Below are 20194 nucleotides of genomic sequence, written 5' to 3'. Positions count from 1 at the left end.
CAATGGGTTTTGCGTGTGGTCACCCGGCGCTGCCGGGCGGGCCCAGGATGCGGTGCAGGGCATTTTCCGGCTCGCCCCGGGGCAGGGGCTTGACCAGAAATCCGTCCGCCCCCATGCGCTGACTGCGGGGGGCAAAATCCGCATCCTGGGTCACCCACAGCACCCGGACTCCGGGGCGTATATGCCGGGCGTAGTCGCAGTAGTTCATGCCGTCCGCCCCGTCAACCGCCACCACTGCCAGGTCGCAGGGACCGCCATGCTGCAGGTAGTATGCCAGCGTCACCCCGTCGGAAAAGGTTTTTATCTCTCCCCATGGGGACAGCACCTCCCTCCAGAAGTTTTCCCAGCTGTCACAGATCAGCGCGATCATCCCATCGCCTCCCATCGTTCTTTTACTCCACACCGACGCAGGCCATCGGCCAGTTCCTGATCGGTACAGTTCAGAGGAAGCAGCATGGCCGCCCCTAAGTCAAAGGCCGCCAGGCCGAATTTCTCGTCGTCGCTGAGCCACAGCAGGGGCAGGGCGGCAGACCGTTCCCGCAGGGCTGTGGCCAGTTCCAGCCCCCGCGCCCCCTTCATAGCCACCACCCCGGCATCATATCGGAAGCCGGGGACGGAGCGGATTTCCTCCGGGCGGTAGAACTCGTCAAACTCCAGCGCCGCCCAGGGCGCAGCCCGCCGCAGCCGCTCCTGCCACAGATCGGACTCCATAAACGGGGCACAGATGGCCAGTTTCATCCGGGCGCACCTCCTTCCACCAATTTTGAAAATAAAAAACACCAGGCTTTTCACAGTCTGGTGTCATCTATACGGTATCAGGTTGTCAAGGGGAGCGCAAGGTCATTGGCACGAAGTGCATTTTTTTGGCGCGAAATACACGTCCGGGCCGGTGGATTTATGGTATACTGAGACTGGGATTTTATGCGGACGGGAGGGATCAATATGACGCCATACCGCATTGCCGTGGTGGACGATCTGGAGCGGGACCGGACGTGGCTGGCGGAGAAGCTGGCGGACTATATGGCCCGGGAACGGTTGGAATACGAGTTGACCGCCTTTGCCAGCGGAGAAGCGTTCTCTGCGGCTCTGGAGCAGGGCCAGCGGTTCAATCTGGTGTTTATGGACATTTACATGGACGGCATTACCGGCATTGAGGCCGCCCAGGCCCTCCGGGCCAGGGACATGGACTGCAAGCTGGTCTTTCTTACCACCAGCGAGGACTTTATGCGCCAGGGCTTCTCCCTCAACAGCGCCCACTACCTCATCAAGCCGGTGAAGGACGAGGACTTTGCCCAGGCCATGGCCAACTGCCGCCTGGGACGGGCCCTCCAGGTACCCACCCTTGCCGTCACGGTGGAGGGGCGGACGCTGGAGGTGGACACCCGCCAGATCCGGTATCTGGAGGTACAGCAGCGCAGCGTGGTGCTGCACACCACCCGGGGAGACCTGCCCCTGGGCCGCAGCTTTTCCGCCGCGGCCGCCCCGCTGGAGCGGGACCGGCGGTTTCTCCTGTGTTTCAAGGGAGTGTTGGTGAACATGGACCACATCGCCGCCCAGACGGGGGACGAGCTGCGTCTGGACGACGGGAGCATCCTGCCCATCGCCCCCCGGCGCAGGCGGGAGATCCTGGCCCAATACCGGGCCTATATGTTTGGAAGAATGAGGGAACCGTAATGAGGAAAAGAAACAGAGGGGGTGCTCTGCTGTTGGTGCTGCTCCTGACCCTGGGCGGCGCTTGGCCTGCCTATGCCGCAGAACCTGAGACCCCGCCGCCTGCGGCCACAGAAGAAAGCGGCCTGCCTGCGCCGGAACCGGAGGAACCCCCGCAGCCTGCGCCCATGATCTCCGCCGTCGTGACCGGCTTTGCTGGAGACGGTCTGCCCGCTCTGCCCGCCGTTACCCTCCCGGTGCGGCAGACGGGCAACAGCGACGACGATCTGGAGCCGCTATACAGGCTGGCGGTTCAACATCAATCGGTGACCGCCCTTGTAACGGCGGGGGAGGAGAGCCGGCAGGAACCCCTGGGCGTGGCCTGGGATTTTGGCGACATCGACCAAACCAAGACCGGGACTTATCAGGCGGTGGGACGGATCGAGCTGCCCGAGGGCTACGTCCTCGCCGAGGGTGTGCCGGGGGCACTGTACATCCCGGTCACGGTGGAGGATCAGTCCCCGGAGGTCATCACCGCAGTGGAATCCTGGTACCCCTATACCGACGCATTTGCCCTGCCCCTGGGCAGTGCTTTGGAGGTTCTGGAGGAGAAATTTTGCTTCTCCCCCTATACCCTCCAATGCGAAACGGAGAGTGGGAAAACCGTGACCGCCGCCATCGAGTGGGACTTCTCCGGCGTGGAATTCCAGACCGTGGGGGTCTATCTGGCGGTGGGCACGGTGCTCCTGCCGGAAAACACGGTCTTTGGGGATGGGCTTGTTCTGCCCCAGATCACCGTTCCCGTCTCCGTCCAGCAGCAGGGCAGGCCGGAACTCAACTGCCTTCTGGCCACACGGGGGGCACTGGTCTTTCCCTGGGTGGCCCCACCCGGTGATCTGGCTGCTGTGCGCGTATGGCTGTCGGAGGATGGCGGGCCATGGGAGGAGATTACGGACGGAGCCTACTGGGATGAAACCCAGCTGTCCCTGTTCACCGATCTTCTGAATACGGGGTGCCATTACCGCATCCAGGCCGACTACGATGGCGGACAGACGGGAATCTTATCCTTTCTCTACGCCGACGAGATCGTGCTGGAGGGCTACCACGACGGGGACCGGGACGGCGGGGACACCGGCGGAAATCCGCCCCAGGACATCGTCCAGCCTCCCGCTGACACTGGGGATGACCGGACCGACGCCGCCCCGGAGCCATGGGAGCCGGAGGAGGATGACCTGCCCCGCCGCCCGGAGACACCAGAGGAAGATCCGGAGGTTTCAAAACCGGAGCCCTTTCAGGAGCGGGTGACGGAGACCGAAAGCCTGCTGTCCGGGGCCCGGGTGCTGACCATGGCCCAGGTGGGGCCGGTGCGCTTTTCCAAGCAGGGGGTAACCCTCACCCTGTCTGACGCCGCCTTAGACGCTCTTTCCCTCCATGCTGACAGCGTCTTTTACATTGAGTTGTTTCCCACGGAGGACGGCTTTTCCCTCACTGTGGAGGTGGACGGGCGGGGAATATCCGATTTTCCGGACTGTGAGGTGATGCTGCCGGTCACGCTGGAACAGGATGGAGCTGTCCTCGTGCTGACGGGGGAAGATGGTACGGCCGCTGCCGGAACACTGGATGCCGAGCGGGGCATCGCGGTCTTTCCTATCCGGCATACGGGCCGGTACACCCTGTCAGAGATGCTGACCGAGCAGTCGGAGACGGAACCCGTGCAGGATGCGCTTCCATCTGTCCAACCGGAGGAACCTGTACCGGATACGCCCCCCGCCGCCCAGTCGGAGGAACCAGTCACAGCAGAGGAAGAAGCAGGGGCCGCCGTTCCCGCGCAGACGAAGTCCTGTGCCGTGTCCACACAGCCGTCTGACTCGTCAGAGCAGACCGCCAGGGAGCCTGCCGCCCCTTCGGACAGCCCGGAGCCCGAACTCCCGGAGCAGACTTCTGCATCTCAGGAACCTGAAGAACTGTCAGAGCCGTCTATGCCTAAACGGGAGGCAATCCCCTCCACCGCTCTGGTTCTCCCGGGCGGGGCGGTGCTGGTTGGCCTTGGAGCCCTTCTCTGGAGGAGGTGGCGGCGATGAAGCCTGTCCACCGTCAGCTGCTGGCCCTGCTGCTGGCCGTGGTGCTGGGCTCCGCCCTGTGCCTGAGCCTGTATGTCTGGGACAACAAATATACCCGCCCCGGCGCCCAGCCTATGGATGGCCTGCTGACCCTGACGGATGAGGAACTGGGGCAGACCGACCTCCACTTTCTCATCCACGGCTGGGCCTTCTACCCCGGCGTACTTCTCACCCCGGAGGAGTGGACGGCACACGGCACGGAGCACTACATGATCTATACCTCCATCGGGGAACGCACCCGCTTTGACCAGCCGGACGGGGTGACGCCCCATGGATGCGGGACCTACGCGCTGACCCTGGATTTGCCGGAGACCCCCGCCCAATACGGCCTGGAGCTGCCGGAGATCTACTCCGCCTATCGGCTCTATCTCAACGGAAATCTGGAATTGCAGGTGGGGGAACCGGACTTGAAGCACTACCAGCCCCGCACCCAGAACCGCATGGTCACCTTTACAGGAAGCGGTCTCACCACCATCCTGCTGGCGGTGCGGGATGACTCCCATTTTTACAGCGGGCTGGTCTATCCCCCGGCCCTGGGCACACCCCTGGCAGTCAACCTCAGCCGGGGGCTGCGGTTGGGACTGGCGGTATGCGTAACGCTGTGCGGGGTATTGGGGGCGGCGCTGGCCGCCTATTTCGGTGTGCGGATGCGCCACAAAAACGCCCTGCTTTTCGCCCTTTTGTGCCTGGCAGGATCGCTGTTCACTGCCTACCCCATTCTGCACAGCGCCGCCGCCCTGCCACCCCGGCCCTGGTATGCCTTGGAGATCTCCGTGGGTTATGCCATGGTGGTGCTGGTGGTAACGCTGCAAAACCGGCTCTGTCAGACCCGACGCCCAGTTGCCCTGACGGTGGAAATCGCGGGCTGGCTGTTTTGCCTGGCAGCCCTCTGCTACGGACTGCTGTCTCCATACCTGACGATCCCGGTGATGAAAGTATTCTCCCTGCTGATTTTCTGCTTCAAGATTGGTTCCGCGGTCTATCTGTTGGGAGCGGCCCTCCGGGCGGTCCGGCAGCAGGTCCCCCAGGCTGCGCCGCTGTTTTTCGCCGCCGCCTTCTATGCAACGCTTCTTCTCTGGGACCGACTGCTGCCGGCCTTTGAGCCGGTGGTCACCGGCTGGTTCGGTGAGTGGGGCAGCTTTGCCATGACGCTGACCATTGGGTATGTCCTCTGGCGGGACATCGTCAGCGCCTACCGCTTCAATCTGGCCTTCGCGGCGGAGTACCGGCAGATGGAGCGGCAACTGGCCATGCAGGTGGAGTACGCCGACCAGCTCGCCCAGCGCTCCGACGAAAACCGACGGCTCATCCACGACTTCCGTCAGCACCTGCGTACCATCACGGAGCTGGCGGGACAGATTGAGAGCCGTCCGGAGACCGAGGAACACCGCCGGGAGCTGCTGCGCTATCTGGAGGATTTCCCTTCCGTTTTGGCACGGCGGCCCGGGGTGTCCCCCGGCAGTTTCTGCAACCGGGCGCCGGTGGACGCCCTGCTACAATATTATAGCGCCGCCACCCAGCGGCAGGAGATCCGGGCGGACCTGGCTCTGACCATTCCGGCGGGGGTCCCTCTGGGGGACGTGGAGTGGTGTACTGTTCTGGGCAACCTGCTGGAAAACGCCCTGGAGGCCTGCCAGCGCCAGAGCCGGGGGGAGCGGCGGCTGTCCCTCACAAGCCGGGCCACGGAGGGGACCCTGTTCCTTCTGGTGGAGAACACCTACGACGGCCGGTTTGACCGGTCGGAGGGACATATCCTCTCCCGCAAGGAAGGAGGTGTCCGCTGTGGCATCGGCCTGAGCTCGGTGCGGGAGACGGTGGAGCGCCACGGCGGGACGATGGATCTCTACCCCGGAGAGGATGTCTTTCAGGTGGGGATCACCCTGCCGATTCACAACAGATGATGAACACTCAAATTAGTAAAGAGAAGATTACTGTAACGCGCCCACAAACTTGTAGTAGATTGTGATGATTTTCTCCTTGCCGATGCGGTTGATGAGTTCGTTGAGCATACTTTGTCATACATCGCAAAAGTTGCGAGGGCATTGGATGTAATTTCTATTCCTCGCTCAATTCTCTTCTGTCTTAGTCTCTCCTTAGTAGAGTGGGATCTTCTGGTTGGTTCATCATGAACCTATCCTCGGTCCACCGCCAGGGCAAAATCTCCCCCTGGCGGTGGATCTTTTTATTTTGAATTCACACCAGCCGGTATAGATCGGAACTGAGACTCCCATTCTCCCGCCAGCGCGGCTCTCTGGTGAGCAGACCGGCTCCGTAGAGATCGTCCAGCGCCCGCTTGACCGTGGAGCGGGAGAGACCCAGTTCGGCGGCTATGGTCCGGATCCCAGGCCGGCACCGCCCCTCACTGTCGGCGTGATCTTTGAGATACATATAGACCGCTCTGGCCCTGTGGCTCAGATCGGAATGGTAGATATCCTGAAAATAAGCCATACACGATATAGTCAGATGAGCGGCAATCATGGCTCGATAATATTAAAATACAACTCCGGTGTGGTCATACTGGTGCACAGATCCTCAAACAGTGTCATATCTCCACTTTCTGTTGTGACAAGCTTAGCGATATTTTCCTGATCACTGTTTGCAATGGCAAGAATGCCGGTGCGGACGGTTGAGAGCGTCAAGTCGGCCTCCGCCGTGCCATCGTCCTTATAATACAGCAGGACGCCGTGGTGGAGCTTCAGGAAATAATCCTCGCCGTCCGTGAGCTTAAGCCGGATGGTAAAGGACGTATCTGCAAGCTTTTCTGTATCGAGCATGATACCCATGTAGTCTAACATTGTCTGCGCATCCATGCCCTGCGCCGTCGTGCCGGCACCGATGCTACTGACCTGTGGATAGCTGCCTGTACCGTTTCGCAGCTCATATGCTGCGGCGAGATACGCGTTGCGCCACGCGCCGGACTCCGCCTGATAGCCAAGCTGCTCGAGCGCGTCCGCGCAGAGATACCGCGCGTCCATATTTTCAGAGTCTGCGAAGACGAGCGTGTTTGTGATCTGCGCGACCCACTGGTATTCGCCCTTCTCATAGTCCGCGCGCGCCTGTTCGAGCACTTTTTCGGGATCGCCGAGATATTCGACGAGCTTTTTCGCGTATTCGCTCGGCTCCAGCTCGTTCAGGTGCACGGGATTCGCATCATACCAGCCCATGTATTTCTGATATACCGCGCGGACGTTGTGGCGAAGCGTGCCGTAATACTGCCGCGTGTACCAGACCTTATCCAAAGCCTCCGGCAACTCGATCGTGGCGGCGATCTCCGTCGCGGTGTAGCCCTGATTGATGTACAAAAGTGTCTGGTCGTGGATGAATTTATAGACAGCGGCGGTATTGGTTAGATATTCCTGCACCACATCGGCTCCCCAGTGCGGCCAGTTGTGTGACTGGAACACAACCTCCGCGTCCGAAAAGAGCGTCTGCGCCTGCGTGATGTACCGCGCCCAGTCGTTGGCGTCGCGTACCTCTGCGCCGCGCAACGTGTAGAGGTTGTGCATCGTGCCGGTGCAGTTTTCCGCCATCCAGAGCGCCTGTTTGTCAGGGAAATACGTATTCATCTCCGCGGGAGACTCCGTGCCCGGCGTCAGCTGGAAGACAGCCTTCACGCCGTCAATTTCCGTCTCAAAGAGTGTGTCGGTGACCTCATATGTCGGTGCGAGATAGCCCGTGCCGCCCTGCACGGCGGTCAGACCGATACCGACGGAAAGCCGTCCCTGCTCGCTGTACGGCAGGAAACTGCCGTACTGGTAGATCGCGCGGCGCTTCATCGCCGTCCCAACCAAGATGTTTTCCTTCATGACCGCGTCGGCAAAGCCCTGCGGCACGATGATGGCTGTCTTGCCTGAGGCAATTTGCTCGTCCAGCGGAAGCGATGCGTCCGCCACATCTTCTGCGCCGATCAGCCCCTCGATGCCGCCGTAGTGGTCGACATGCGCATGACTAATAACGACAGCGACAATGCGGTCATCGCCCATCTGCTCACGGAAGAGCTTCAGTGCCTCGGACGCAGTATAGCGGCTGCTGCCGCAATCCATGATGATCCAGCCGTTTTCACTGCGGACGAAGGTGATGTTCGAAATATCATAGCCGCGCACCTGATAGATGCCGTCCGTGACCTCAAACAGGCCGTAACGGGCGTTGTACTGCGTGTTGCGCCAGAGGCTTGGGTTTGCAGACGTGGGCGCATCGCCGCTTTCCCGCACGAAGTCATACGCGTCCTGCGACCAGATCGTCATGCCGTTTTCGGCCTGGATGACGAGCGAGTCCGGCGCAAAGATGAGGCCGCGGCCTGCAAATTCGGCCTCCTGCTCGTCGTCAAAATCGAGCAGCTGATAGACCTCGGCGTTGGTCTGCGCTGTAATTTCTGTTGCAGCTTTGCTTTCGGCATTCAGCGGTGTGGATTCTTTAGATGGCGCTTTGTCGCAAGCGGTGACAGAAAGCAGCAATAAGATCATGAGTGCTGCCGCAATCATTCGTTTCATGGGCACTTCCTCCGTAATGAATATGATTGTTTAAAAAGAATCCGGCGTTCAAAACACCGGATTCTGAAATGATTTATTTCCCAAGTACACAGGAGAACTTGATCTCCTTTTCCACTTCACTCAGGTCGAGTTCACCACCGTCGGCGACAGTGATGCGCACTTCATAGAGCGTTCCGTCGGTGAGTTCCGTCACAGCCTCACCGGCCTCATCCGTGATCGACCATAGCTCAGAAGCGACCTTCGCCAGCTTGCCGTCCATGCCATAAGCGTAGAGCATCAGATCAGAGGCGCTGCCAGACAAATTATTCATGCGGAAAGCGACCGTGGTGTTAGGATGCACATTGCGGATAGTCACAGTGCTGCGCCAGCTCGCGACCGTACCTTCGCCGCCGGCCTGCTCAAACTGCTCCTGCGAAAGGACGTTTCTTGCCGCCTTGTCTAAGTCTACCTCACGATACGGCATCTCCGGCAGATACACAAAGCGATCCTGCAAGCGCAGCAGCTCCAAATAGCCCGTCGGGCAGTAGAGCGCGTTGCCGCTGTTTCCGGCGTACATCCCAATGGCCATATTGTTGTAGCCAAACCTGTTGGAAACATCCATCGTAAAGACGGTCTCGCCGGTCTCAAAGTCCAGAATGATGTACTGCCACATCCCGGTGGTCAGATCCTGCACGTAGCCGTAGATATAGCCCGTCGCGGTGGAGAGCTTGAGCATCGATGTATCGCTCAGGTCATTTCGAGACCAGATGCTCTTCATCTCATAGCCGCTATCGGTTTTCACGGTGTCCACGCGCTCGACGCCCGGGGCAATCATAACATTACCCTTCATCAGCCAGTTCTGGTCATAAATGTTGGCATAGCTCTGAATTGAGGAGTCGCTGTTGGGGTCGGCAAGACCTGCGTTGCCTGCGCCGAACCAGTTGCAGACAATCGTGCTGACCGTGCCTTCACCGTCGTCATAGACGATCGCAGAGTTCTCAACCGCCACCTGATACCCCTCGGGCAGATCATCCAAAACCGGCATACTGGCTACGACCTCGCCGGTCTTCATGTCGAGCGCAAGAAGCTTCACGGGGTCTGCGTTGTCGGTGAACATCACAAGGTTCGGCGTCAGCGTGGGCGAGCAACCGCCGCCCCATGCAAGACCGCCGCCGGTGGTCTTATCGCCTTCACCGCTGACCTTTGCACCAACGCTCTCATACGGCGTGCACCACGCAACGTCCACGCCATTGTCGGCGCGCAGCAGATAGCAGTTCATATTGGTCAGAATGACTGCGCCGTCACGGGAAGCGGCGATGCCGTTTTCTGCACCCTCGCCGGGCGTCAGCTCATAGACGAAAACTGCCTTCGAAAGATCCGTCTGTTCGCCTCTTAAAATCGCATCGATGGCCGGACGGGCAATGTAGCCGAGAACGCCCTGCTGCTGGCGCTCGGGGTAGATACGGAAGCCGCCCGTTGCAAACCAAAGGTTTCCATCGTAGTCAAAGACCACAGACAGAAGATTCTGCGTCAGCTCCTTGCCGAGCGCAGCCTCAGCTGCAGCCTTGATGTCGATGTCCAGAACCTTTTCAAATTCCGGAATGACGCTGCCGTCTTCCTCCGTCGCACGCAGCATCAGCACATGGTTGTTGCTGGTGGGGCAGACGATACGGTTTTCGGAGTCAAGGAATGTGTAGGAACTCTGGATGACGTAACCACCGCCGTCGTGCTGCTTCGGGGAGAAATAGCCGAGCGTCTTCGTCTCTTCGGCGTTCAGATCGCGGATGGCGATGCCGCCGAGCAGCGGCACGACCGCATGACCGTAGCTGTCAAAGTAGATGGCAGGGGAGGCGTTTGCGTTCGTCGTCTCGTAGGAGACATTGATCTCCGGATAGATGCCCAGCGGCAGAATTTCATCCGTGGAGTCGGTGTTGTACCCGTCGTGGTGAATATTCGCGTCGCTCTTTGCCATGTAGGGGTTTTCCTCCACCTGTTTGGGCTGCAAAGCCTTCACGGGCAGTGCACCGGATAACGGCGCAGAAGATTCTGAAGTTGTACCTTCGTCTGCGGGTGTCTGTGTTCTACCACAGGCGGCCATTGACAGACACAATACTGCTGCCAGCATAAGGCATAGCGCAGAACGGATGATGCTTCTCTTTTTCATGAATAGTCCTCCTTGTTGGTTTCGGCGTAGTTGGGCCGGAGTTGAGCAACCAAATTTTTCTCGTTCAGCCAGACGCAAAGCCCCTGTTGGAAAGCTGCTTTTGTTACCGGCTCCAGCAGAAAATAATCTGCACGCAGTCGGAAAGCATGAAGCGAAAAATCCAGATCGCTGCACCAGATGATGCGCGTATTGCGGCAAAGCGCACGCAGATGTTCCACCGCATTCAATCCGTCGACACCCGGCAGGGCGATCACCGCATTGGTCGGCGGCGTTTTCCGTGTGGTTTCAAAAAACTGTTTCTGATCGCGGAATGTTTCAATTACGGGAAACCGTTCACATTCGGCACAGAACTGCGAGATCTGCTCTGTAAAAAAAGCTTCTTGCGCTTCACTATTTGTCAGCACGGCAATTCGGTACACAGCGCTCCTCCTTTCTGCCGTCGTTGACGTTTTCTGCTTGTCAGTATACGAATGCGCACACGCTTTTCAAGCTGTTTGGCACGAAAGCCCCGTTTCCGACACGAAATCTGGCTTTGCTGGTGTGCCGGGGCAGGACATCTGTGATATAATCATACCGGAGTTTTTTACGGAGGGGAGGAGTAGGTCAGCATGAGGATTGCAATTGTGGATGATCTCAAGACCGAACGCGCACTGCTGAAAGAACGCTTATCGCAGCAGCTGGCGCTTCGCGGTGCGGAAGCGGATATTTTGGGATTTGAAAGCGGCGAGGCTTTTCTCGCGGCAGAAAAAGAGCGGCGCTTTTCGGCCGCGTTTCTCGATATTTACATGGAGGGCTTAAGCGGCATGGACGCGGCGAAGGAGCTTCGAAAGACGGACACAGACTGCCTTCTGATCTTCACCACGACATCTACCGATCACGCGCTCGAAGGCTTTCAGGTACGGGCACTTCACTATCTCGTGAAGCCCTTTTCCGAGGAAGAACTCTCCGGTTTGCTTACCGAAATGCTTGCAAAACTGCCGCGTCCTGAGCCGGTTCTGACTGTGAAAGTCAGCGGCAGCGACATTCGTCTTCGCTATCGGGACATTATTTCCGCCGAGCATTTTGCTCATAGAATCAACATCCGCACCACCGCCGGAAAAACGCTGGCCACGCGCCAAAGCTTCAAGGCGTTCACCGAGCCGCTTAAAAAAGATCCGCGCTTTTTCGTCTGCGGCCGCGGTGTGATCGTCAATTTAGAGCACGCCGCTGATTTTCGGGATGCCGCCTTCTGTATGACCGACGGCAGCCGTGTCTATGTCAACCAGGAACTTTTGAAGCCTGCCCGGCAGGCGTTTATGGAATTTCTGCTGCAAGGGGAGCGTATGAGATGAAAGATATTCTGCGTCCGATGCTGGAACTGTTCGTCGCACTCCCTGGCCTTTTGCTTGCATATTTCCCTGTAAAATCCTATCTGAAGCAGTCACCAAGAAACCTTGCCGCCTGGCTTCTGCCGCTGATGGCGGGCCTGGGCGTCGGCGGCGGGCTCGTCTGCTATCGGCTTCGCATTTCCACTGTTTTTGTCCTTGCGGGTATCACGCTGCTTGCGATTGTTCTGTATACCAGAACGCTCCGGATATCCCTCTGGAAATCCGGAACGATCGCGCTGTCGATCTGCGCGGTATTTGCCTGCCTGAATAGCCTTTCCAGAGCCGTCAGCGCGGCGATTGTCCTGCATATGCAGCTGCCGCCGGATGGGCCATGGTTCTGCTTTGCTGCCTGCGTTTTTTATAACGCAGTTTGCTGGGTTTTTGTGCTGGCGGCATCCTATCCGTCGACCCATGCGGTGCGTGCGATGGTCGAGGACGACAATTTTGCACAGACATGGTATGTGTTCTGGGTTTTACCGTTGGTGTTCATCCTTCTAAATCTGTTCATGATCCCGCGTTACCAGACAACACTTCAGACAGGAAGGGTCCTGCAGGGTTACATTGTGCTCAGCATCGCGCTTCTGGTGCTGCTTCTCTGGTTCAACACGATTTTCCTTCTGATGGCGAACAGCCTCAACCGCAACGCAAGATTACAGCAGGAAAACCAGCTGCTTTCCATGCAGCAGCAGCGCTATGAGAGCCTTAAAACCGCCATCGAAGAGGCCCGGCAGGCGCGGCACGATATGCGCCATCAATTAAATCATATTTCTGCGCTGGCCGAGGCTGGTGAACTGGAGGACTTGAAAAGCTACCTTGCAAAAACTGTCTCCCGCATCCCGAATCTCGATATGTGCTTCTGTGAAAACCGTACGGCGGACAGTGTTGTCGGCTATTACTGCGCTCTTGCAAAGCGCGAGGACATTCCCTTCCGCACCAAGCTCGATCTGCCGGAATCGCTTCCGATCGATGAGGTCGATATGTGCCTGATCTTATCCAATCTACTGGAAAATGCGCTGGAAGCCAGCCTTCGCACCGCACCCGCCCGCCGGCAAATCGAAATAACAGCATATGTGCATGCCAAGAGGCTTCTTCTGATCGAGGTCGTAAATGCATTTGACGGTAAAGTCAACGAAAAAAATGGCGTTTTCCTCTCATCAAAGCGAAAAGAAAGCGGAATTGGTATCCAGGCTGTCAACCATATTGCGGAAAAAAACGGCGGAACAAGTACGTTTACCCATCAGAATGGCGCTTTCTCCGCCAAAGTCATGCTCTGTGGATAAGTGGAAATACATACTACTCCCAAGTAACCACAAAGCTCCCCTGGAAAGCGTTTGCCTTCCGGGGGAGCTTATGTTTTACTTCCATGCAGCTCGTGCTTTTACAGTCTGTATTCCAGCTGGCAGTCGAACGGTTCGGCCTCTACATGCTTTTGCAGGGGCTGGGCCGCATCTACACAGCCCAGAGAGCGGTAGAACCGCTGAGTCTCTATGGCGGAGTGGGCGGAGATACGCCATCCCTGTTTTTCTATGCGGTTGCTGCGATACGACACATATCCGCTGATCCAATCGAGGCTCATTCTCATGAGATATGATCAGAAGGACGTGCTTACCTGATATGACACTGCTCGTAAATTCACCCCCTTTTTTCGGCAAATAAGAATATTATTAAGATGTTTCGTTATAGATCCACCCCCGCAAAATGCATAGTAAGAATAAACGCGGCTGGGTATTCGTATACCCGACCGCGTTTGTTTTTGTCCGCTGTTATACGGGCAAACAGTCTTTTATTGTAGAAGGGGCATTCCAGCAGAGCCGTGTCGTTTGGAATGCCCCTCCTGTTTTAATTCTTGGTTTGCAGGTAGAATAACTACTTTCTGGCTCCATCCGCACCGATGGTCTTGCCGTCTATGACGGTATTTACCGCCATAGAACCATCGGCATAGAAGTAATACTGCTTGCCGTCAATCTGCTTCCAGCCGCCGGCAAACATCGTTCCGGTCGTCTTATCCAGCCAGTACCACTTCTGGTCATCGGAGAGCCAGCCCTTCACTGGCTTCCCATTTCTGTAATAGCTCCACTGGCCGCTGTCATTCTACTGCCAGCCGTTTGCGGTCTGCGGGTCAATGACGATTTCCACAAACCGCCGCAGGACGGTGGCGACTTCGGCTCTGGTGGCGGTTCCTGCAGGGTCAAAGCGATTGTTCGTCTTGCCCGCCAGGATGCCCGCCTGCTGCATGGACTTAACTGCCTCCTTTGCCCAGGAAGAAATGCTTGCGTTGTCCGCAAAGGTCACGGCTTCCAGGGCTTTCGGAACTGTGTAGCCCAGCTTGACAGCGTAGTTCTTCATAATGACCGCCATCTGCTCCCGGTTGATGTTGGTATCCGGGGCGAAGGTGGTGTCTGTTGTTCCGCTGACGATACCGGTCTTTGCCGCCCAGTTGACATACGGTGCATAGTAGGCATCGGCTTTCACATCGGTGAATTTGCCACTCTGGTAATCAGCAGGATCAACACCCGCCAGCCGTCCAAGAGCGGTGACAAACATCCCTCGGGTCATGCCGGTATTGGGGCTGAATGTGGTTTCGCTGGTGCCATTCAGCAACCCACGGCTGACCACAAAGAGAATGTTATCCTTAGCCCAGTGGTTTTCGATGTCGGTAAAGGCTGGCATTTTAGCATCATAGCCCACGCCGTAAACACCGGGCTGTGTCAGCTCAAAGATGACTGCCTTCTGGTCGGCATCATAGTTGGACTTGGTGATCCACTGGGGCTTACCATTTCCATCCACAGAAACCGCATAGAGGTTGCCGGTCTGCTCGTTCTTTGCCGGTGTGTACGGAATGGCAATGCTGATAGTCTTTCCATTCAGGTTGCTCAGCTTGGTTTCCTTGCCGTTTTTGACTTCCCACAGGGAGATGTCATAAACGGGGCGATTTCCGATAGTCGCCTTTGCCTCAATAGAGGAAACGGTAGTTTTCTTCACCTTCAAGATAATGTCGCCGCTGGTCTGGCGGTTCAGCTCCTTGAGGGTATCCAAGGTGAAGCCGAAATCGGTCATCCGGTCTGTATCGATGGTGAAGCGCTTGACATTTTCCTTCACCAAAGTATCCAGTGCATCCGCTTTCAGCGTGATTTGTAGACCGTCCAGCTTCTTATCAATCTCCACAGGGACTTCCACCGCAACACCATTTTTCTGATTACCATGCTTTTTCGCATCATCCTTTGCAGCCTTGATGGCATCCGACACCATGGGATTGGTAATGGTCACATTGCCCTTAGCGTCTGTCTTGACCTTCTCACTCTGCGCCGTGGTGGGGACATTGGGTTCGTTCACATCGGGGCGTTGGATGATGGTGGCATCGTTGTTAACGGAACCCTCCCCATCATTGGAAGATGAGCCGCCGGAGGAGGAACCTCCACCGCCGCCGGTGTACGTCCAGTGAGCGTAGACGATGGTATCTGCATGGAATACGGTATCCGTCGTGATCTTTGTGCCGCCGCTCTTTTCGGTGTACCAGCCGTCGAAGCTGTGCTTGCTTTGAGATGCGCTGGGCAGAGAGGTCAGCTTCTGATTGGTGGTGGTCATGCTGCCGACAGAGGGCATACCGCCGTTTCCGTCAAAGGTGACGATGAACTCGGTAGCGGTGTTTTGCTTCGTAATCAGCGCAAACCGCGATGTGGATTTGTTCCCTGCGCTGTCCTGTGCGCAGAGGGAGAGAACACCGCTGTTTTCATCCAGCGTACCGGGAATGGTAAAGGTTCCGTCGCTGCCTGCATTGACCGATGCACCATCATCTCCGTAAATGATTTTGCTTCCCGCATCCGCTGTGCCGGTGATCTGATACGCACCCGTGGTCATATCGGCATAGAATACCGGATCGGAGAGCGTCAGCATGGGTGCTGTTTTGTCCACGCTCACCAACAGGAATACGCTGGTCACATCCTTTGCGGTGCTGTTCTCAATCTCGGAAATGCCGTCGATTTTGAACATCAGGTTGCCCTCAAAGTTGGGAATTGGATAAGCGCCGTCAGAATCCGTCGAAATCTCGTTGTCGCTAGTCTTGTCCATTCTTGTGACTTTGTAGGTGACGTTCTCGGTCGTGCAGCTTACCGTCAGCACATCGTCCTTGCCGTCCACATAGGCGCGATATACGCCATGTTCATCGGCTGTGCAGGTCGTTCCATTCACGAAGAGCATCATATCCAGCGGCGTATATTCAGGCAGATACACACCATTCTCCGCAGACTCGGTTTCCGCGCTGTAATACTTGCCGCCCTCGATGGTTTTATAGGCACTAACGCCCACCTTGTAAGTCTCGTTTGCAGACAGGTTTTTAGACTTTGTTGTTTCTTCTCCACCCACAGTCAGCGCCATATTGATGGAGGTCGTTTCTTTATCGAGGTCGTAACCAAAGCCGGTGTCGATCCAGTCGTTGCCGTCTTTCTGATAAATCGTCACGGCGTAGCCGTCGGCATCAGTCACGGCACCCCATGTCGCCGTCATGATCTCGTTTCCGGCCAGCTCCAGCGTAACAGTTTGGGGTGCGGTCGGCTGGTTTTGGTTCTGATAGCTTACCCGAGTATTAAACTGCTGATGGTCGATGGCGACAAGGCCGGTCAGGGTTTCCTTTTCGCCGTTCTCGTCGATGCTTTCCACGCTTTTTTCTGTCATCAGGAAAGAGGTCACATAATATTCGCCCGACGGGGCCAGCGCACCCATGGAGGGAATATTGACCGAGATGCTGGAGCTGTTCGTTATCTCCTGCTCGTCGATCAGATAATCCGCGCCGCCCTTTTCTTTGGCAAAATAGGTGCGAAGCACATACTTTGTGTTTTCCTCGGCGTATTTGATCTCACCGGACACCTGCTGATTGTTCAAAGTCAACTCCAGTTCTTCAAACGGAGCAATGGAAACGCCCTGGGATTTCTGCGTGTCAAGCGAAAGTGAACCCGTGTTGACCTGATAGGTTCCGGCATCTTTCAGCCGCAGGATCGCCACGCGGTAGTCCTTATTGTCCGTCTTGTTATGTATGATGTCGGTGGTCGCGTTGATGTCCTTGTTTTCATCGATTTGCCCATCTTCGCTGTTTTCTGTGTCATAGTTCACCCAATGGATTTCGAGTTTGTCGCTGCTGTTTTGCTTCGTAACAGACAGGCTGTTTTTTATTTGCTCTTCGGTGACGGTGTTCTCAAACGCCAGCAGAATGTACGGCGTTTCGTCTGTGTCGGCGCTGACCGTAATTTCAGTTGAGTTCGTACTGTTTGCAGGGACAGACTCCCCGGTATCTTCCGAAGACGCAGCTTGTTCGGTTGAGCTCGTACTGTTTGCAGGGACAGACTCCCCGGCATCTTCCATAGGCGCAGTTTGCTCGGTTGAGTTCGTACTGTTTGCAGGGACAGACTCCCCGGTATCTTCCAAAGACGCAGCCGGCTCGGTTGAGTTCATATTGCTTGTTGGGGCAGACTCCCCGGTATCTTCCGAAGATGCAGCTTGTTCGGTTGAGTTCGTACTGTTTGCAGGACCAGACTCCCCGGCATCTTCCATAGGCGCAGTTTGCTCGGTTGAGTTCGTACTGTTTGCAGGGACAGACTCCCCGGTATCTTCCAAAGACGCAGCCGGCTCGGTTGAGTTCGTATTGCTTGTCGGGGTAGATTCCCCAACAGCTTCCAAAGACGCAGCTTGTTCAGTGGGGCTCGGACTGCTCATCAGGACGGTATCTTCGCTATCTTCCAAAGACATAGCCTGCGCCACTGGCTCAACGCCTTTTTCCGACCAATCCCATTCGGGTAGTCTGCCAAACCACTTGGTTTCCACATCCCAGCCGCCACCCCTGCGGAAGTTGGTCTCCACGATATTCGGCACAAGCACCCACAGCCGCGCGTCGATGATTCCGGCATACACGCCGGTCATCGCGCCGAGGTACACGTCGATATTGCTGAATGCCTGCTTCATGCCCTCGTCAACGCTGACATCCTTAATCGGGAACTCCGTCTGTCCGCCCACAATGAGGTCAACGTCCCAACTGCCAAGCTTCCAACCGCCGATCACAGGCACATCGCTTGGGACCTGCACTTTGCTTTTGACAACAGCGTTGGCGCCGATGGCGAGATACAAATGCTGTTTATCATTTTTCGTACCCGTGCCGCCAAACGCGCCTAGCTCGATGGAGGTATCCAGGATAAACACATCTATTTCGGTGTTCGGCAGATCCAGCTCAAGGGCTTCGGAGCCGACAAAGTAGATGCCCGTGTAGTCCGTTCCGTTATAAGTCCGCTCCTGCCCGTTTAGCTTGAGGGAATATCCGAAACTGTCGATAATCGAGGCGTTCGTGCCAACGATACCTACATCGCTTGCCGTGAGGGAAATCTCGCTGGGGCCGATAACAACGTCGCCCTTGCCCTCAATGAGATGAAGATAGGTGCCTTTCAGCGTACCACGCAGTTTAAGAGGTGGGATAGCAAAATAATCGCCGTTTACCGTGTCGGCCAGGTTGCTGAAGCCCGCGCCGCCGCCGTTGAGCTGTCCAACGGGCACAGGCGGAATGAGGGGGATGCCGGGGCTGGCCGCGACATAGAAATACAGTGTGTTGGGGAGCAGGCTGCCGTCCTTTTGGCTACGTGTCAGTTCCAGCTCCGCCTCCGTTTCAAAGAGGTCAAAGGCATTTAACTCCAGACTGAAAGCGTATTTTTCCTTGCCCTTAAAGGTGTTGACCTCGCCCTCGACCTTTGCAAGCTCCAGTGACAGCGTTTTTGCCGTGTCAAACTCGCCCGTGGCGTGAACCCCGTTGACCGTAAATTCATTTTTCTCATTTAAGCCGTAGCCCAGTTCCTCAAGGGTAAAGCTCGCGCCCTCAAAAACAGTTTGGAAGCCGATCTCGCCGCTGAACACAAGATTTCCCGCCGCGTCGGCGGTGGCCTGTTCCAGCTTCGCCGTGGCATAGGGGATGTCCACATAGATCACGGCATCGTTCTTTCCGGGGTCGATCTCAAACGAAAAGCCGTCCTGCGTGAGTTTGATTTCCAAGTCCTTGCCGCTGCCGCTGTTTGGCTGATAGAACTTGAAGCTGGGCGCGTTCAGGCTCAGGCCGCTATGCTCAATCGTACCATCCTTTTTGATGATGAGCTTGCCATTCGATTTGTCCCACGTCGCCGTCACGGAGGGCGAGAGCAGCGCCGCCCCGCCGGTAAAGGTAAATTCCGCGCCGTTTTTGCTCTCGTACTCGCCGCTGATGAGGGCGACGGGGTTTCCATACTGCTTTTTCAGCGCGTCCAGCGCCGCATCGTCAGCCACATATTCCACCGTTACGCCGCCGTTCCCGTTTGCAAAGGCGGCTAAGCGCTGGGCGTTAATGGAAATATCTACCTTGTCCGGTTCTGACGGAACGTCCTCTGCGCCTTTCGCCAGGTTGCGGAAGCCCCAGAGGAAGCGCTGTGAATTTGGATAGTCCTCGCCATCGCTGAAATAGTAACCAATATCGTTTCTGCACTCCACGCGGGTGCTGTTGGGGTTATTGCCCGGCGTGACACTGACCGTATCGGGCAGATAGGCTTTGATGGTCTTATTCTCATAGTAGCCCGACAGTCCCACAAAAGGATTTGCCCAAGTGTAGCCGTCCACATAGACCTCGGTGATGTAGTTGTAGCACCAATCAGTCCCCTGTGAGAAAGATTGCCATGTATCCAGATTTTCTACCTTGCTCGTGAGCACGGAGCTTTCGGTGGATATTTCTACCTGCTCATCGTAATTGTAGACAGTGCGGCTCATTTTGATGGCAGGGCCGTCGGTGGCGTTCGCATGGCCCATGCCGCTGAAGGCGTCGAGGGTATAGCCCCATATAACTCCCATATCACCAGTCAAGGAACCGAATAGGTCATCTCTATTATTGTTAATTTTTATGTTATCAATGGACGTCAGCACGCCCCATGTGTCTGCCGACGTTTCATTTTCCTTGAGCTGCACAAGCTCATAGTAAACCGCAGTCGTCGCAGCAACGGATTTCCCGGATAGATTGACCGTCAGATCATACACCGCCTTGATAGCCTTCGCCGTTCCGTTCGGTGTCGTATCCACAAATTCTGCGCTTTTTAGGCGAAGTGTTGCAGGATGCGCCTTACCATAGCCATAACTTCCATAAATGATGAACTCACAGTATGGTTTTTGCCTGTCAATTGAGTTTGCGCTGTCCGCCGTCGCAGCCGGGGAGGTCGTGAGGGAACCATCATGCTTGTTCAGCGTCACGCGGATATAGTCATTTTGCAGGACGAGTGTTCCATCGGCCCGTGTTTCCGTCGTCACTGTCGAGCCGGTAGATGGCAGGATGTCCCCCACATAGGCGAGGGCCTGCGAGGGCAGGATGCCCAGCAGCAGGCAGAGGGTCAAAAGCAGGGATAGGAATTTTTTCATATTGCGTCCTCCTTATCTTTT

Annotated in this window: 14 protein-coding genes; 5 read left to right on the top strand and 9 right to left on the bottom strand. The window is 56.6% G+C overall.

The window, feature by feature from the left end; translation table 11 throughout:
- Nucleotides 1-19 precede the first annotated feature (19 nt).
- Together L9O85_RS08265 and L9O85_RS08260 are read right to left on the bottom strand one after the other, a co-directional pair.
- On the bottom strand, nucleotides 20-370 hold the full coding sequence (locus L9O85_RS08265; RefSeq protein WP_195494905.1) for a response regulator: 351 nt from the start codon (nucleotides 368-370) through the stop codon (nucleotides 20-22).
- Nucleotides 367-738: a hypothetical protein gene (locus L9O85_RS08260; RefSeq protein WP_195494906.1), complete on the bottom strand. Its 372-nt coding sequence runs from the start codon at nucleotides 736-738 to the stop codon at nucleotides 367-369. Before L9O85_RS08260 ends, L9O85_RS08265 begins: the two co-directional genes overlap by 4 nt.
- Before the next feature lie 204 nt (nucleotides 739-942).
- Here L9O85_RS08260 and L9O85_RS08255 point away from each other — a divergent pair, with 204 nt between their 5' ends.
- From L9O85_RS08255 to L9O85_RS08245, 3 genes are read left to right on the top strand one after another with little or no spacing between them, the layout of a single operon-like run.
- Nucleotides 943-1674, top strand: coding sequence for a LytR/AlgR family response regulator transcription factor (locus tag L9O85_RS08255; protein ID WP_195494907.1), 732 nt, complete (start codon nucleotides 943-945; stop codon nucleotides 1672-1674).
- Nucleotides 1674-3731 (top strand): hypothetical protein, encoded by a 2058-nt coding sequence (locus L9O85_RS08250; protein ID WP_195494908.1) that lies wholly within the window; start codon nucleotides 1674-1676, stop codon nucleotides 3729-3731. The genes L9O85_RS08255 and L9O85_RS08250 overlap by 1 nt, the downstream gene beginning before the upstream one ends.
- Nucleotides 3728-5671 carry an ATP-binding protein gene (locus L9O85_RS08245; RefSeq protein ID WP_195494909.1) on the top strand — a complete coding sequence of 648 codons (1944 nt, stop codon included), beginning with the start codon at nucleotides 3728-3730 and terminating at the stop codon, nucleotides 5669-5671. The genes L9O85_RS08250 and L9O85_RS08245 overlap by 4 nt, the downstream gene beginning before the upstream one ends.
- A 292-nt stretch (nucleotides 5672-5963) precedes the next feature.
- On the opposite strand, the gene L9O85_RS08240 is transcribed toward L9O85_RS08245, so the two are convergent.
- The 4 genes from L9O85_RS08240 to L9O85_RS08225 form a co-directional block, all read right to left on the bottom strand.
- Nucleotides 5964-6218 (bottom strand): helix-turn-helix domain-containing protein, encoded by a 255-nt coding sequence (locus L9O85_RS08240; protein ID WP_195494910.1) that lies wholly within the window; start codon nucleotides 6216-6218, stop codon nucleotides 5964-5966.
- Nucleotides 6219-6244: 26 nt separating this feature from the next.
- Nucleotides 6245-8260 carry an alkyl/aryl-sulfatase gene (locus tag L9O85_RS08235; RefSeq protein ID WP_195494911.1) on the bottom strand — a complete coding sequence of 672 codons (2016 nt, stop codon included), beginning with the start codon at nucleotides 8258-8260 and terminating at the stop codon, nucleotides 6245-6247.
- 73 nt (nucleotides 8261-8333) lie between these two features.
- A complete protein-coding gene (locus tag L9O85_RS08230; RefSeq protein WP_195494912.1) occupies nucleotides 8334-10403 on the bottom strand; it encodes a hypothetical protein in 2070 nt (689 codons plus the stop codon).
- A complete protein-coding gene (locus L9O85_RS08225) occupies nucleotides 10400-10822 on the bottom strand; it encodes a response regulator (protein WP_195446960.1) in 423 nt (140 codons plus the stop codon). Before L9O85_RS08225 ends, L9O85_RS08230 begins: the two co-directional genes overlap by 4 nt.
- Nucleotides 10823-11011: 189 nt before the next feature.
- On the opposite strand from L9O85_RS08225, the gene L9O85_RS08220 reads away from it, so the two are divergent.
- Nucleotides 11012-11734, top strand: a complete 723-nt coding sequence (locus tag L9O85_RS08220; RefSeq protein WP_195494913.1) for a LytR/AlgR family response regulator transcription factor — start codon at nucleotides 11012-11014, stop codon at nucleotides 11732-11734.
- The gene (locus L9O85_RS08215) at nucleotides 11731-13050 is read left to right on the top strand and encodes a sensor histidine kinase (protein WP_195494914.1); all 1320 of its coding nucleotides are present in this window, start codon (nucleotides 11731-11733) and stop codon (nucleotides 13048-13050) included. The genes L9O85_RS08220 and L9O85_RS08215 overlap by 4 nt, the downstream gene beginning before the upstream one ends.
- Nucleotides 13051-13148: 98 nt before the next feature.
- Here the strand turns inward: L9O85_RS08215 and L9O85_RS08210 are convergent, their stop codons facing one another.
- The 3 genes from L9O85_RS08210 to L9O85_RS08200 all read right to left on the bottom strand — a co-directional run bounded on the left by L9O85_RS08210 (nucleotide 13149) and on the right by L9O85_RS08200 (nucleotide 20173).
- Nucleotides 13149-13346 (bottom strand): hypothetical protein, encoded by a 198-nt coding sequence (locus tag L9O85_RS08210; protein WP_243280577.1) that lies wholly within the window; start codon nucleotides 13344-13346, stop codon nucleotides 13149-13151.
- A gap of 290 nt (nucleotides 13347-13636) precedes the next feature.
- On the bottom strand, nucleotides 13637-13819 hold the full coding sequence (locus tag L9O85_RS08205) for a hypothetical protein (protein ID WP_301578379.1): 183 nt from the start codon (nucleotides 13817-13819) through the stop codon (nucleotides 13637-13639).
- 42 nt (nucleotides 13820-13861) lie between these two features.
- Nucleotides 13862-20173 carry an S-layer homology domain-containing protein gene (locus L9O85_RS08200; protein WP_301578378.1) on the bottom strand — a complete coding sequence of 2104 codons (6312 nt, stop codon included), beginning with the start codon at nucleotides 20171-20173 and terminating at the stop codon, nucleotides 13862-13864.
- Nucleotides 20174-20194: the final 21 nt, after the last annotated feature.

This window comes from Lawsonibacter asaccharolyticus, assembly GCF_022453915.1.
GTDB lineage: Bacteria > Bacillota > Clostridia > Oscillospirales > Oscillospiraceae > Lawsonibacter > Lawsonibacter asaccharolyticus.
The sequence above is the reverse complement of the archived record's forward strand: the minus strand, read 5'-3'. Positions and strand labels throughout refer to the sequence as shown.